This window comes from Streptomyces sp. NPDC048639 (genome assembly GCF_043199075.1).
In the GTDB taxonomy this organism is placed as follows: Bacteria; Actinomycetota; Actinomycetes; order Streptomycetales; family Streptomycetaceae; genus Streptomyces.
On record NZ_JBICVP010000009.1, the window covers coordinates 262873 to 276586 of the forward strand.

Genomic DNA, 13714 nt, shown 5'->3' on the forward strand with positions numbered 1-13714 from the left:
GTCCAAGTGTGCATGCACTGTAGGGATTTTCGCATCGGCACGGGCGTGGGTGGATTCCCACTCACGCCCATGACCGAATGTACTCCGAGACCTGATGCTCTGGTGCGCCCCTCGACTCTCGGCGTCAGTCTCAACCAATTATGACTGAAGGCGCCGCGTTTGCTGTCGTCGCTTCTCGCGACTCATCCGTCTTCCACATCTCGAGCCGGCGCAGTTGGGCGTCAGAAGGAGGCTTCCAACCAAATGCAGCGCAGAGCACGTGCATTGCGAGCCGAGGGGGCACCGCATTGCCGATCTGCTGACCAACATCACGACCCGACCAGGGGTAGTCCCCAGGAAAGGTTTGCAGGCGACCGGCCTCAGAGGGAGAGAACCGATCCAACTCGGTGTTATCCAGCGAGACCACACGGTTTCGTGAGATCTTCCCCGTGACGGTGGCTGATGGTTCCCACGAACCGCGCCGGCCCCGAGCCTTGGGGTCTCCGCCAGTTCCATAGTTGGAGATCACTAGGAAGTGAGACTTCCGCTGCACTGCGTCATTCATTGTTCGCCATGGCTGCAAACGGCTGTCCCCTGAGTCGCGAGGAACCCCTTTGCGATAGGGACGATGTGTAGGGGCTGGAAGTTCCACTGCTCCAGGCCCCATTCGAGCGATGAGCACCGCGCGCTTGCGTGTCTGCGGCACCCCGTACGCTTCTGTGCGCAGGAGGCCGCAGTCGACCGAATATCCTTCCCCCTGCAAAGCCTTGGCATAGGCCTCCCACACCGGCAGCACCGCTGGTACCTGTTCGAGGACGATCGCGCGATACGGCTTGTCATGTTCGTCAATCGCTTGCAGCGCCCAGCGCAGAGGCTCCAGGACGAGCCCTGTCCGCTCGTCCTCCATCTTCGAAAGATCCTTCTCGATTTCCTCGCGGCTCTCCCGGGCCACCATGCGGTCGACAAAGGTCAGAACGTCATCCAGTGCCCTCCGCCCAGCCCCGGTGCCGGCAACTGTGAACGTTTGACAGGGGGGGCCACCAGCGAGCACGTCGGCGTCAGGGAAGACGGATGGTCCGTAGCGCCGTACGTCGCCTTCCTGGGTGGCGAGGCGGGCAGCGCGGCGCGTCGCACAGGCTGCCGGGTCCCACTCCACGCCAACCGTCGCGACACCGAGTTTCTCGGCAGCTACGTCAAGTCCGCCGGGGCCGGCGAACAGGTCAACGATCTGGACGGGGTGCACGTGCTCTCCAGGAGGTGTTGTCACGGGGGCTGTCGAGGGCCTGGCTCGACGGCTGCTCAACAGCGCCCACAGGGTAGCGTGCGCCGCTGTCAGGGCCGCTGCTTCAGCGGCTTTCGACTAGGTGTCGATCAAAGGTGCCTCAACGCACAAGTCACCTTCCGTCCAAAGGCCGTACCTGAGCCCCTCGATGACTGTCGACCTGCGGTCGTCTCCCTCTTGGAGGAGAGTGAGTTTGGCAGACACAAACGATCCCTTGCGAGGTATGGGCAACCCCAGGTCATTGGCGATCTGTGGGGTCGGCTTGAGGTGGCCGAGGATTATGAACCCTTCAGGCCGCAAGTGGCCTCTGGCGTCGCGAGCGCGCTTTAGGCCGTCCTGCTGTGTCGCCACCGTCACTACTGTGGTTCGATCGATGAGTCGACCTGGTAGTAGACGAAACAGCTCATTTGTCCGCAGCTGGCCCCCATTTCCAGATCCTCTGTAGCCGTCGGAGGCGCGCCAGATGGCATCCAGCTTCTCGGGTGACTCCTCCTTGAGGGCCAGAAGGAAGTTCGGTGGAAGTTTTCCCTCCTGAATGATCCAGCGAATCTGTTTCCGGCCTGCGGAGGAAATTCCCTTCTTTCCATCTTTGTTAGAGCCGGGATTGAGAACGTCTGTGGTGATTCGAAGAAGCCCTACCCGGAAGAATCCTTTCCGGTCGTTCGCCTGCAGTAGCAGGCAGATGTGGCCCAACGCTTCTTGCGGAATGGCCCAGTTGGTTCCCATTGTGAACTTGGCGTCCACGTTAGAGCCGTCGATGCTGTAGTCCATCGGATCGCCGTATCCGAGTTCGAATTCGGCTCGCGCAACAATTTCGACCTTCGTGCCGAGGTATGTCTTCTCTGTCTTCTCGACTCGCCCAACGCCTGTTGTTATGTAAAGGTCGAATCGGCCTGTGCGCTGCCCGTCCAAGACCTCGTCAATGGACTTCCTGAACACTTGGGCGAAACGTGAGTTGTAGTTCCTCTGGGAAAGAAACCACGAGTGGATAGCTTCCAACTCCGCGTCCCCTTGCGGAGGAACGCCAGCATTGTGCGGCGCTGAGCCCAAGTCAAACAGTAAGGAATCCTGGGTCATTGGTGCACCTTCCGCTCGCTTCTTCCCGGTCTGTGAGGCAGCGGCCAGACGCCCGCGGGCCTCTCGAGCCCCGGCCTAGGAGAAGATCATGGGTGAGCCGCAGCGTAGCTCCAGCCAGTGACAGCCGTGCCTCGACCGGGACTGAGAGGCAAGGTCAGTGGACGGCCGGTGCCTGCTACTGGAGCAGGACCTCTTCCGGACGTCGGTTCGTGACAGAGCTCTCACGACTGCTGAGGACGTGCGAGATGCAGGCCGTGAGGTCTCCTCCGTGATCATCACGGGCCATACTGCGTAGTTCTTTGACGAGGCTCATGCCGTTGATGAGGATGATCGGGTATTGGTCCTCGACCATCTCTGTTTGCGCGGGCTCCGAGTAGGCACCCGTAGCTACGTGGACGCCTATCCACCCGCGTCGTAGTCGAGCGACGACCCGGGCGATCTGTTCTGCTGTGATCAGGGTGTCGGGCTTGACGCACTTGGCTTGCCCGAGCACCACAAGACTTGTGCCCGCCAAACCGCTGCCAAGATCGAGCCGCCCGACGAAGTCGGCGCCGCCATCACCGGACCGGCGCGTCAGCCAGCCGTCGACGTAACTGTGCCCGGCGCCACGCAGGACGCGAGCTGCCACGGCAGCAGCCAACGCCTCGAAGTCATGCTTGCGTCCGTCGAAGTACTTGTAGATCAGTTCCAGGTCCGTGGCATCGCCGCTGTTGGATGCCGGGCGCTGATCACGCACTTTGGTGACTTGGGCTCGGGCAACGCGCCGGCGGAGTCTCGGGAGAGCTGAAGTACCGTGCTTGACCCACTGACGCCATGCCCGTGGTGCCAGTTCGAGGGCTTCGGCGTGGAGGGCGCCCTTGTCTCTGCGAGTTTGGATCCAGTCCCACGAAACCGCGTCATCCTCTGAAGTCAGGTCGATGAGTGCGATGTCGTAGACGTAATTCACGAATGTTGTGTGGTCGCGTCCTCCCCACTGCACCAGTCGTTCGGTTCGCTCGATGATGCCGAGGCCGCAGAACTCCACGTACCCCTTGGGCTTGCCGTTTTGAGGGACGGCGCGAAACAGCAGCAGCGGGGTGGCGGCGGCCCGTTTCTCGGGAGTATGTCCTTGATGGCCAGTGAAGGCATCGAGGAGTGCTGCGTTGCCAGTGGTGGTACCGGGGGCAGCACTGAGGCTGGCTTTGTGATCACCGAAGTAGCGGACGTGGCCGTTGTCCATGTCGAAGACGTCGTGCCAGGGCGTCTGTTCGGTGCCAGCTTTCCAGGGACTCGAGCGGATGAGGATCGCGGGACGCCTTGCCCCGTCGGTGGTAGTCACCTTGGCCATGCCGTTGATGCCGGCTTCCAGCAGGGCCCTCTTATGTCCTGGTGAGTGGGTCACGTGGTGAAAGTTGGGGAAGCCGTCCAGCGACGGGGGCTTCGGATCCTTGCCGCTCGCGTAGCGATACACCTGTCCAACATGGAGCTTCCCACCCACAGCCAGCCCTCCCCTTGGCGACGTTCGCCCGATGATCGTCCTTGACGCTAGTGGTGGGGTGTGACAGAGGAGCGTGCTTGGTCGCGATGGTCGCGGTGCGCGGTGCTCAACGAGAGGACGGTGATGTCTCGAGAGGGGCCCTCTGGGAAGGGGACTCCAAGATCTTCTCCCAGAATTCTCCCAGCGGGGTGCGGGAACCACTCAGGGGCCCAATCCGCTCTGCGGATCAGGCCCCTGACTTGGTGTTTCTTCAGTCGGGGTGGCGGGATTTGAACCCACGACCTCTTCGTCCCGAAGCAATTCGATCACTGGCCTGGCCTTGTGCCGGTACCGCGTTGACCTGACCCGACGGTCCCTGAACGTCCGTGGTTGTTCGCGTCAGTACGCCGTCGCTGTAGCGCAGTTAGACACTCAGCTGTGCACGGGGCATCAAGGGTGGGCAGTCGTCTCGTGCCCCGCGAGGGGCTTGCCCCAGGCCCGGTCTGTCAACTCGCCCCAGACTCCCGGCGCGACGGTTGTCGGGTCCACTCCTTCGCTCGGAGCCCCGGTCTTGTAGGTTCCGTCCGGCTGTTCCGAGCGGTCGTAGTCCTTAACCCAGAACACCCTGCGCTTGAACATGCCGGGGGTGGCACCGCTGGACGCGTCGGCCTTGAGGACCGAATAGCCAACACGTCGGCCGGGGCCGTCCCACGGCACGGGACGCCGACGGGTTCCGGCGGATTCCACCAGCGTTTCGCGTACGTAGTCGAAGGGCGTGATGTCCTCCGTCCAGACGATGCCGTCCTCATCCTTGATGACGTCGGGGTCGCTTCTCATTCAGTTCCCTCCCAGAGCCTTGGCGTAGGTGCTTCCCGTGGTGGAGCTGTGTCACTCATGGGGGAAGGCATATCGGAGGCGCCTACGGCGCCACGACCACTCAGAGTCGGCTTCGCCGACGGGCTGCAACACCCCGGGTGTTGCAGCCGCTTGTGTCCTGCCTGTCGCTTGCCGTAGCCATGGGCAGACGTCGTCCGCGAGTTCCTTGTAACCGGACACCCCGGACAGCGCTGTTTCCGACTGTCCGGGGCGTCTTTGCAGGTCAGCGCGCTAGCCGGACAGTCGGACAGCTGGGACAGTCCATGGGCCCCGTACGTCTACGGAGCCTGTCGTGGGACGCTGGGGATGCAGGACAGTAGATCGACGCCACGTGAATCCGTCGAAGGGGAGCTAGGTGCCGCAGGACAATCCGCGGGACACGTACTTGCAGGTTGCCGGGTCGCTCCGCCAGAAGATCAAGGCGGGTGAGATCAAGGATGATCTGCCGTCGCAAACGCAGTTGATCAGCGCCCACGGTGCGAGTCGAAGCACGATCGAGCGGGCCCTGAAGGTGCTCAAGGCTGAAGGCCTGGTCGAGTCTGTCCAAGGTGCCGGCTGGTACGTGGCAGGAACAGGCGACCGCCGCCCGGTGGTCGAGAAGATGACCGATCTACTCCGAGCCGACGGAGTCAAGGTCGGTGACCCCTTCCCGACAGAGCAAGCCCTGTGCGAGATGTTCAAGGCTTCGCGGACTGCGGTGCGATCTGCCATCGCGCAGATGGAGGGGCAAGGACTGATCGCCAAGGTGAAGCGTGGGCGGGAGATCCGCGCTCTGCCCGTGGACCAGGGGGGCCCGACGGAATGACCACGAGCGGGCGCACCGAGTTCGATGCGGAAGCGGCTGAGGAGATCCTGAAGCGTGCTTGTGCCGCGGCCGACGTGGCCCCGGACGGCGTAGAGATGCTGAGGTTCGGTGACCACGCCGTCTTTCGCATCGACGGCGGTCGGATCGTGTCCCGTGTTGGCCGGAGCCCCGACCGACTTCCGTCCGTCCGGCAGGAAGTCGCTGTGGCGGCATGGCTTGCGACGGAGGAGTACCCGGCTGCTCGGCTCGTCACGGAGGCCGAGCAACCCGTAGTCGTCGACGGCCACCCCGTGACCTTCTGGGAGGGGCTGGCCGACGGAGACACGTACGCGAGTACGCGCGAAATGGGCGAACTGCTGCGACAGCTCCACGAGTTGGTGGCGCCGCCCATTTCGCTGCCGTCGCTGAGCCCGTTTGACAAGGTCGCGCAGCGCCTGAGGCAGGCCGTGATCCCGGATGCCACGCGTGCATACCTGAGCACGCTCGCCGAGAAGCTGGAAGCCGCGTACGGCCGGCTGTCGTTCGCGCTGCCGAAGGGGCACCTGCACGGAGACTTCAACGTCGGCAACGTTCTGCGTGACGCGGACGGCCGCCCGAAGGTCATCGACCTGGACGGCTTCGTCACCGGCCCGCGCGAATGGGACCTGATGCAGACCGCGATGTACTACGACAGCTTCGGCTGGCACAGCGAAGCCGAGTATGCCGACTTCGTGACGGGCTACGGCTTCGACGTGCGGGAGTGGTCGGGGTACACCGTGCTTCGCAGCGTCCGGGAACTGCTCATGGTCACGTGGCTTTCGCAGAACGCCGGCACAAATGCGCGGGCTGCCGAGGAAGTCGCGAAGCGGGTAGAAAGCCTGCGCTCCGGCAGTTCGCGCCGGGACTGGGCTCCGTTCTAGGTCTCGCCCCCGGCCTGTTGCCAGAGGCGGAATCCGCGGGCCTGTTCTGTGAAGTCGCGGAACTCCGCGGCCCGCTGCATGGGGCTCGTTATGCAGCCCTGGAACTCGCGTACGTACTGAACGCAGCGCGCAGACTTCAGACCTTCGCCGAGACGTAGGCCGCTCAGCGCGATCTCGAATCCCCGGCCCGCTTCGCCCTGGTTGATGTAAGCCTGTGCCTGCACCATGGTCACGAAGAAGTCGCTGCGATTGTTCAGCCCGTCCCCGAAAATCCCGCTCGCGCCGCGTTCCGTGGCCTGCGCGGAACGGCCGAGATCGCGGAAAGAATGCCCGAACTCTGCCGCCAACTCCACTTCGTCGAAGTAGGAGATGTATGCGGGATCGCTGCCCTCGGTACGCTTACTGAGCTGCCTCTCGGCTTCGGCCAGAGCGAGGTCACACCCTCGCGCATCGCCGAGCCGGGCAAGGGCGCGAGCCTCCATCGCGCGGTACTGCGCGGTTGTTGTGGGGGTGAGGCTTCCGGCTGGCCCTGTGAACGCCGCGCGCGCCAGCGTCGCAGCCTCGCGGTATCGGCCTACGAAGGTGGCTTGATGGCTCATTGCAGAGAGCACGCTTCCGCCGAGCAGCCGGTCACCGGCCGCTTGAGCCATGCGGAGTGCCTGGATGAAGTACCGCTGTGCGACGCCGTGCAGGCCGCTGTCGTACGACATCCACGCAGCGAGCCGGAGCGCTTCGGCCACGGCCGCATAGAGCAGCTTGCCCACGTCGGCCGAGTACGTGCCGTCGAGCATGGGGCGCACGTCCGTGTGGAGGTACTGGATCAGGGCGCGCCGTGCGTGGCCGCCACCGAACTTGCCGTCGAGCATGTCGAACGCGTCCGTGGTCGAGCGCACCATGTCGACGTCGACAGCGCCGATGGACCAATTGCCCACCCGCGCCAGTTCGCCGTCAGGCGGCGCGACCAGCCACCGAACGGAAGCTTCGTTCCAAGCGGCGGAGTCCGGTAAGGCCCGAACCAGGGGTTCAGCGTCGGCGAGATCGGCGCGCCAAAGGTCGGCCACGGTAGCTGTGGTGGCCTCCGTGCGGTCCGCGAAATCCAGCCCCAGGTCAGGCTGTACGGCGTTCACCGCCGCATCGCCCATACCGATGTCGTCGATGGCGAGTTGGCGTCCGAGCTTGCGTCCGACGGCATCAGCGATGTGGCGAGGCATCTCTCCCCGCGGGATAGATCCCTTGAGCCATCGACTCACGTAGGTGTGGTCACAGGTGATGTCCGCGCCGGAGCGCTGCGCCGCGAGGATCACCGCGCGTGCCAGCGACTTGTGCGAGAAGCCGCCCTCATCCATGAGCGCGGCCAGTCTGGCGTTCCGGTCTGCCACGAGTCCCCCAGGAGCGGCCGAACTATCAGCTTGACTCACCGTCACTCTACGCAGGTCAGGGGACGAGTGCGGGCGGTTCGGACTTGGGGGTGCACGAGTGCACCCCCAAGTGCACGCTCCCGAATCCCCTTCCCCTTGGCGATATTTGAGTCACCGCCGCAAGGCAGGCGGGTTCCAGATCAAAAAGCCGGAGCGCTTGACGACACGGAATCCATCTGTCAGCGTGAGTGGTAGGTAATACATGCCACGCACTGCGTGGAGTGGCAATGCCGCGCCAGTCGGAAGACCTGGGAAGGCGACTTCGGTCGCGCGCCGACGGGCTGGGAGCGGGCGCTACTTGAGATCCGCCAATACGTGGGCTTCTGAGCCGTCTCCCCGCAATGACGGCCGCGCGGATGCAAGACCGCGCAACGCAATGACCAGTGGTTTTGGACTCCGGTGCCGCTTCGTATGGGCGCCGGAGGCCATGGCTGGTCGTCACCGAAGAACAGCCACCGCGGCTCGATCTCAGGGCACGCGGCTTGCTCGGCACGCACATGCCTGTGCGGCGGGACTCCCCACCAAGGTCGCCCGCCGCCGGGTTCTCCCTGTTCCTTCAATTCCAGGAGAGCACCATGCGTACGTATGTCGGCGGCCACCAGGTCGTCAGCGATACCGATTTCATCGAACTGGCCCTGGGCACCCCGGTCGAACTCTGGCTCGGGGTCGAGGGAGAGAGCGAGATGGAGCGCGCAGCCCGTCTGGACGCGGCCCGCGACATCCTCGCCGACAACCCCGGCTTCCCCGATGACGCGATCCAGATCGCTGCGGAAGCGATCGAGGAGTACGCGCCGGAACTGCTAAACACCATCCCGCTGACGCGGCCGACGGCCCGCCGTCGCACCCGTAAGGCGGTGGCGGCATGAGTACCGCAGACGTACAGGTACACGCTGCGCATGCCGAGGTGAAGGCGGAGATTGCCCGGACCGACACGAAGACCGGCCTGCTGCTGGCGTTCATCGGTGCCGTCATGGCCGGTACATGGAGCGCGGGCAAGGATCTGCCGCTCACCGCGTACGCGCTCGTGCCGGGCTTTGCCGGGATGGCGCTGCTCGTTGCCGCCGCGGGCCTGCTGCTGGCCTCGGTGCGTCCCAACCTGTCGGGCCGCCACGGCTTCCCGCTGTGGGCCACCCTCACCCCCGAGCAGATCCGCACCGCCGTAGCGACCGATATGGCTGCCGACGTGGCAGGACTGGCGCGGATCGCGGTGTCCAAGTTCACCGGCCTGCGCCGCGCGGTCGACCTGACCCGCTTCGGCGGCGCTCTGCTTGTCCTCGCCGCCCTGATCGCGCTGGGGGGTGCGGTGTGACCACACAGGTTCGCAAGCCGCTGACCAGGTCTCAGAACATCGTGCTGAGCGCAGCGTTCGTGCCGATGCTCGCCACCGGGGTGTTCGGTGGGATTGGCACCTACAGCAACATCAGCGGTGCCTACGGCAAGGGCACTGCTCTGGGTGCGGTGGCCGCGGGCGAGGGCGCCACCGCTGTCCTCGCGCTCGTGCTGCTCGGTCTGACCATGCTGGGGCAGGCGTCCCCGCGCGTCGTGCGCATCGGTCTGTGGGCGCTGCCGGCGGCTGCGTCGGCGATGGCCGCGATGGCGGCCGACGATCCCGGCACGACTGTCATCTACGCCATCACCCCGATGGGCATGTGCGTCTCGGCTGAGGGCATGGCGTTCCTCGCCCGCCGCATCGCGGTCCACACCGAGGGCCGCGACGCCGAGGGCGAGCGTCGCGCGGCCGAGGTGGTGCAGCGGCTCGCCTATCACCGGGCCCGCGCAGCCAACCACCCCGACAAGACGATCCGTAAGCGCTCCGATCGGGCGTCGTGGCGACTGGCTCGCAAGGTCGGATCGGGCGATGCGGCACTCGGATCGGCGTTGCTCGATGTGCAGCGTCAGCGAGTCACAGTCGGGGCGGACGCAGCACTCTCGGCGATGTTCCACGTCACCCATAACGCCCCACCGGCCGCGGAAGTAAATACGGAGGAATCTACCGAGACCATAAGGATTCGGTCTACGGCTGACCTGCCGGTATCGGCCCCGGCGCCGATCACGTCCAATGCCAAGGCGCTGCCCCAACCGGTGGCCGTCGGCTTCCTGAAGTCGACCCTGCCGACCAAGCCCGTGAAGGCGGTCGAGCAGGCGTCGGCCGTCTCGATCGAGCGCAGTGCGGTCGCTGCGGAATCGACCCGCCCGCGTCGGGCCACAGGCCGGGTGCCGGATGCCGCGAAGTCGACGCGTCCCAAGCGCACTCCCGAGCAGCTGCTTGCCGAGGCACGTTCGGCGACGGCCGATTGGCCGGACGTCAAGCTGACCGCGGAGGGCATCCGACGGGCGTTGCGCACCTCGCCCGCGAACGCCCGCGTACTGCGCGAGTCGCTGCGGGCAGAGCGCGGTCTGGGGGCGGCGTCATGAGTGAGCCGCTCGTGTTTGCCGACGTGTGGCGGCCGGTGGTGGAGGCAGCGGGCTTCCGCTGCCAGTGCACCGGGCAGTGCGGCACTCGGCACAGCAAGACCGCGGGCCGTTGCCCGCGTGAGCAGGACCAGTACGGCAAGGGCGGGCGCATCCACTTGGCGGCTGCCCCTGCTGACCAGTCGGTGTCGGCCGTCGCCGCCGCGCAGTTGCCCGCCGCGGCGCTGCGGGCCTGGTGCCCGGAGTGCCACGCGGGCGCCCAGCGCAAGGCCGCCCGCAGCGTTCCCGAGCAGGCCGTAGATGCCTTGTTCGACCTCTAGCCGCACGACGTCTGACCAGCCTTTTCGGGGTTCGGCCGCTCACCTCCTACAGCGTCGGCCGAACCCCTCCAACTCCCGTGAAGGAGCACGTACAGCATGACCGAGATGAATGTGTCCGGTCCGCCTGCTGAGGCGCCGGAAGAGGAGACCGCGCGGGTTCTGCCGTTCCTGCGCAAAGAGACCACCCCCGCCGCGACGGCCACGGTGCCGGACGCGGGGGAGGTGAAGCCGGGGGAGTGGGAGGCCCAACTCCCCGACGCTGACGACCCGGAGGCCGAGGGCCTGGCCGAGGGAGCCGAGGTTGACCCGCCCACGGCGGTGTATCCGCCGTCGGTGGCGGAGTGGATGGAAGCCAAAGACAAGGCCCGTCTGCCGGTCCTGCCGGACTGGGTAAAGCTGCCCGACCAGCGCAAGGCCGTCCGCAAGTGGGCGGTGCGGCACTACTCGACGATGGTCGGCTATCACGTGGTGCGCCTGCCGACCATCTACACTCCGAAGGTCCTGTGGTACTCGCCGCGTGGCGCCTGGCGCTGGTCGGCCACGGTCGGGCGGTGGGTGTTCGACGTCGAGGGCAAGCCGCTGCGGCTTGCGGCCGTCGCGAACGAGGACGCCGGCGAGTATCTGAAGCTCTCTAGGCAGCGCAACGACCGCGTGCGCCTGCGGGGCGTCATCGCTGCCATCGCCGGGTTCGTCGGCCTGGCCGCCGCGCTGACGCTGTATGTGATGGCGCCGTCCTGGCTGCTCCTGATGGCGATGGCCGCGCTGACCACAACACTTGGCGCGGTCGGGGCGCCGGCGGACCGGCCGCTCATCGACCGGGCGAGGGTGACCTTCCGCAAGCGGCGCCTGTCCTCGGACATCGTCATCCGCGCCCACGAGGCCGCGAAGCTGACCGGCAAGGACCAGAACATCGCCTTCCCGCGGCCCATCGGCCGGGACGGCGACGGCTGGCGCGTCGTGGTCGACTTGCCCTACGGCAAGACTTTCGAGGACGCGGTCAAGGCCCACGCCCGACTGGCGTCCGGCATGGACATCGCCCCGACTCAGCTCTTCCTCGACAAGGACGAGACGAGCGGACGCAGGGTGTCCTACTGGATCGCCGACCGTGACCCGCTCGCCGTCCCGTCGGGCAAGTCGCCGCTGCTCGGGGCGACGCGGGTGGACTTTTGGAAGCCGTTCCCGTGGGGCGTGGACGAGCGCGGCAACCCCGTCATGGCCAGCATGCTGTGGCTCTCCTTGCTGGTCGGCGCGGTCCCGCGGCAGGGCAAGACGTTCTCCGCCCGCACCATCGCCCTCGCGGCCGCGCTGGACCCGCATGTGCGGCTGATCGTGTTCGACGGGAAGGCGTCGCCGGACTGGCGCAGTTTCACCAAGGTCGCGCATCGCATCGGCTTCGGCATCGTCCCCCGGGACGGCTTCGACCCGGTCGAGCACCTGGTCAACGCGTTGATGGAGCTGAAGGCGGATGTGGAGGACCGCTACCACCGACTCTCCGAACTGCCCCTGCACATCTGCCCGGAGGGCAAGCTCACCCCTGAGATCAGCCGGGACCCGAAGCTGAACATGCCCCTCACGCTGGTCGTCGTGGACGAGGTGCAGGAGTACTTGCAGCATCCCACCCATGGCAAGACCATCCTTGACCTGCTGGTCTACCTCGCCCGGGTCGCGCCGGCGGTTGGTGTCTCGGTCATGAACTCCACCCAGAAGCCCGATGACACCGCCTGCCCCAGTGTGCTGCGTGACCAGCACCAAGCCCGCTTCTCGCTGCGGGTGGGCTCGTGGCAGGTTTCCGATGTGGTGCTCGGTGCCGGGTCGTACTCCGAGGGCTTGGACGCCTCCAAGCTCCTGAAGTCCCACAAGGGAGTTGGCCTGCTCAAGGGCATGTCGGACGACTCCGGGATCGTGCGCACCTACCTCGCCAACGGTCGCGACGCAGAGACGGTCCTGGACCGTGCCCGCGCCCTGCGCGAGGACGAGGGCACCCTGTCCGGCGACGCCGCGGGCGAGGCGAGCGCGAGCCGTAGCGCGGACGCGATCCTGGACGACGTCGCCGCGGTCCTGGGTCGCAGCGAGGACAGGGTGTGGTCGGAGACGGTCGTGAACCGGCTCGCAGAGTACAGCCCCGACGCCTATGGCGAGTGGGCTGCGTTGGAGGGCCGCGCCAAGGCCGATCAGCTCGCCGCCGCGCTGAAGCCGTACGGCATCAAGACGGACCAGGTGTGGGGCAAGACCGAGTCCGGCAAGGGCGCCAACCGGCGCGGTATCGAGCGTCAGCACATCATCGACGCCGTCACGCGACGTAACAAGACGCGGGCCGATTCCTGACCCCCCGTAGGTCGCTAGGTCTAGCAAGCCCTCTCGCTAGACCTAGCGACCTCGCTAGCGGCCAACACCGCCCCTGATCAGGCCGCTAGCACCTAGCGGCCTACCTGCGGAAACTCCTCAAACCCGCCTGAGAGGCCCTGTCATGACCCTCATCGCGCTCGCTAGCGCATGCCTCTTGCTCGTCACTCTCGGTTACGTCGTCAAGTGCTGGCTGAGCCCCTTCGGCGACTGCCGCAAGTGCCGGGGCATGGGCCACGCCCTCACCGCCGACCGCAAGGGCAAGGCCAAGCGCGGCAAGGACTGCCGCCGCTGCCGGGCCACCGGCAAGCGAATACGCGTCGGTCGCCACCTCTACAACGCCAGCCGCCGCACCTACCGCGCTGGCACCCGCTGAACGCAGCCCCACCAAGGAGCCCGAGATGACCCGCCGCATCAACGCCCTTGCAACCTCACTCGCAGCAGTTGCCGCATTGGCCCTGACAGGTTGCACGCCGGAGCAGGGAACGCCCGGCGTCGTCATCGACCGCGAAAAGCGGTTCTTGACTGTCCGCACCGACTCCGACACCGAAGAGCGCTTCCGCGTCACGAAGAAGACCGCGCGCCAATGCGTCCGAGGCGCCCGCTACCCGGACTGCACCCGCTAACCACCCCCGGGAGGACCCATGGTCATCACCATCCCGCTCGTGCTGCTGCTCGCCGCCGGTCTGTTGCTGCTCCTGCGCTTCAAAGCCCTTGGTGGCGGCGCCGCGGTCGTCGCCGTGCTCTTCGGCTTCTACCTCGCCTCCACCGACGCCAGCGACACCGTCAACGGCCTGGTGAACGCCGTCACCAACGCCATCCCGAACATCGGAAGTTGAGGAGAGAG

General features: G+C 66.1%; 15 protein-coding genes. 10 read left to right on the forward strand and 5 right to left on the reverse strand.

Annotated features, from left to right (window positions below; genetic code table 11):
* Window positions 1–130: 130 nt before the first annotated feature.
* From ACGFNH_RS25195 to ACGFNH_RS25210, 4 genes are all read right to left on the reverse strand, one after another.
* The gene (locus ACGFNH_RS25195) at window positions 131–1222 is read right to left on the reverse strand and encodes a DNA cytosine methyltransferase (RefSeq protein WP_393657300.1); all 1092 of its coding nucleotides are present in this window, start codon (window positions 1220–1222) and stop codon (window positions 131–133) included.
* Window positions 1223–1339: 117 nt separating this feature from the next.
* Entirely contained in the window at window positions 1340–2338 is a 999-nt protein-coding gene (locus tag ACGFNH_RS25200; protein WP_393657302.1) for a NaeI family type II restriction endonuclease, read from the reverse strand.
* Between the two features lie 175 nt (window positions 2339–2513).
* The gene (locus ACGFNH_RS25205; RefSeq protein ID WP_393657304.1) at window positions 2514–3788 is read right to left on the reverse strand and encodes a restriction endonuclease; all 1275 of its coding nucleotides are present in this window, start codon (window positions 3786–3788) and stop codon (window positions 2514–2516) included.
* 456 nt (window positions 3789–4244) lie between these two features.
* Entirely contained in the window at window positions 4245–4631 is a 387-nt protein-coding gene (locus ACGFNH_RS25210) for a DUF6009 family protein (RefSeq protein ID WP_393657306.1), read from the reverse strand.
* A gap of 394 nt (window positions 4632–5025) precedes the next feature.
* Here ACGFNH_RS25210 and ACGFNH_RS25215 point away from each other — a divergent pair, with 394 nt between their 5' ends.
* Both ACGFNH_RS25215 and ACGFNH_RS25220 read left to right on the forward strand, forming a co-directional pair.
* Window positions 5026–5475: a GntR family transcriptional regulator gene (locus ACGFNH_RS25215; protein WP_393657308.1), complete on the forward strand. Its 450-nt coding sequence runs from the start codon at window positions 5026–5028 to the stop codon at window positions 5473–5475.
* On the forward strand, window positions 5472–6374 hold the full coding sequence (locus tag ACGFNH_RS25220; protein WP_393657310.1) for a phosphotransferase enzyme family protein: 903 nt from the start codon (window positions 5472–5474) through the stop codon (window positions 6372–6374). Before ACGFNH_RS25215 ends, ACGFNH_RS25220 begins: the two co-directional genes overlap by 4 nt.
* On the opposite strand, the gene ACGFNH_RS25225 is transcribed toward ACGFNH_RS25220, so the two are convergent.
* Entirely contained in the window at window positions 6371–7753 is a 1383-nt protein-coding gene (locus ACGFNH_RS25225) for a hypothetical protein (protein WP_393657312.1), read from the reverse strand. The two genes, ACGFNH_RS25220 and ACGFNH_RS25225, sit on opposite strands and share 4 nt — an antisense overlap.
* A gap of 614 nt (window positions 7754–8367) precedes the next feature.
* Between ACGFNH_RS25225 and ACGFNH_RS25230 the strand changes: the two genes are divergently transcribed.
* The 8 genes from ACGFNH_RS25230 (at window position 8368) to ACGFNH_RS25265 (ending at window position 13706) form a co-directional block, all read left to right on the forward strand.
* On the forward strand, window positions 8368–8658 hold the full coding sequence (locus tag ACGFNH_RS25230; RefSeq protein WP_393657314.1) for a hypothetical protein: 291 nt from the start codon (window positions 8368–8370) through the stop codon (window positions 8656–8658).
* Complete coding sequence (locus ACGFNH_RS25235) at window positions 8655–9101, forward strand: Pycsar system effector family protein (RefSeq protein ID WP_393657316.1); 447 nt, start codon at window positions 8655–8657, stop codon at window positions 9099–9101. The genes ACGFNH_RS25230 and ACGFNH_RS25235 overlap by 4 nt, the downstream gene beginning before the upstream one ends.
* Before the next feature lie 65 nt (window positions 9102–9166).
* Window positions 9167–10207, forward strand: coding sequence for a conjugal transfer protein (locus ACGFNH_RS25240; protein WP_393657581.1), 1041 nt, complete (start codon window positions 9167–9169; stop codon window positions 10205–10207).
* Entirely contained in the window at window positions 10204–10524 is a 321-nt protein-coding gene (locus tag ACGFNH_RS25245) for a hypothetical protein (protein WP_393657317.1), read from the forward strand. Before ACGFNH_RS25240 ends, ACGFNH_RS25245 begins: the two co-directional genes overlap by 4 nt.
* Before the next feature lie 96 nt (window positions 10525–10620).
* Complete coding sequence (locus ACGFNH_RS25250) at window positions 10621–12849, forward strand: cell division protein FtsK (RefSeq protein ID WP_393657319.1); 2229 nt, start codon at window positions 10621–10623, stop codon at window positions 12847–12849.
* 142 nt (window positions 12850–12991) lie between these two features.
* Window positions 12992–13243, forward strand: coding sequence for a hypothetical protein (locus ACGFNH_RS25255; protein ID WP_393657320.1), 252 nt, complete (start codon window positions 12992–12994; stop codon window positions 13241–13243).
* Between the two features lie 25 nt (window positions 13244–13268).
* The gene (locus ACGFNH_RS25260) at window positions 13269–13493 is read left to right on the forward strand and encodes a hypothetical protein (RefSeq protein ID WP_393657322.1); all 225 of its coding nucleotides are present in this window, start codon (window positions 13269–13271) and stop codon (window positions 13491–13493) included.
* Between the two features lie 18 nt (window positions 13494–13511).
* Window positions 13512–13706, forward strand: a complete 195-nt coding sequence (locus ACGFNH_RS25265; protein ID WP_393657324.1) for a hypothetical protein — start codon at window positions 13512–13514, stop codon at window positions 13704–13706.
* Window positions 13707–13714 lie beyond the last annotated feature (8 nt).

What these genes read in the sequence shown, in the direction of transcription:
- ACGFNH_RS25200 (WP_393657302.1), bottom strand. Translation starts at nt 2,338, where the DNA reads ATGACCCAGGATTCCTTACTGTTTGACTTGGGCTCAGCGCCGCACAAT.
- ACGFNH_RS25210 (WP_393657306.1), bottom strand. Translation starts at nt 4,631, where the DNA reads ATGAGAAGCGACCCCGACGTCATCAAGGATGAGGACGGCATCGTCTGG.
- ACGFNH_RS25220 (WP_393657310.1), top strand. Translation starts at nt 5,472, where the DNA reads ATGACCACGAGCGGGCGCACCGAGTTCGATGCGGAAGCGGCTGAGGAG.
- ACGFNH_RS25230 (WP_393657314.1), top strand. Translation starts at nt 8,368, where the DNA reads ATGCGTACGTATGTCGGCGGCCACCAGGTCGTCAGCGATACCGATTTC.
- ACGFNH_RS25235 (WP_393657316.1), top strand. Translation starts at nt 8,655, where the DNA reads ATGAGTACCGCAGACGTACAGGTACACGCTGCGCATGCCGAGGTGAAG.
- ACGFNH_RS25240 (WP_393657581.1), top strand. Translation starts at nt 9,167, where the DNA reads ATGCTCGCCACCGGGGTGTTCGGTGGGATTGGCACCTACAGCAACATC.
- ACGFNH_RS25245 (WP_393657317.1), top strand. Translation starts at nt 10,204, where the DNA reads ATGAGTGAGCCGCTCGTGTTTGCCGACGTGTGGCGGCCGGTGGTGGAG.
- ACGFNH_RS25250 (WP_393657319.1), top strand. Translation starts at nt 10,621, where the DNA reads ATGACCGAGATGAATGTGTCCGGTCCGCCTGCTGAGGCGCCGGAAGAG.
- ACGFNH_RS25255 (WP_393657320.1), top strand. Translation starts at nt 12,992, where the DNA reads ATGACCCTCATCGCGCTCGCTAGCGCATGCCTCTTGCTCGTCACTCTC.
- ACGFNH_RS25260 (WP_393657322.1), top strand. Translation starts at nt 13,269, where the DNA reads ATGACCCGCCGCATCAACGCCCTTGCAACCTCACTCGCAGCAGTTGCC.
- ACGFNH_RS25265 (WP_393657324.1), top strand. Translation starts at nt 13,512, where the DNA reads ATGGTCATCACCATCCCGCTCGTGCTGCTGCTCGCCGCCGGTCTGTTG.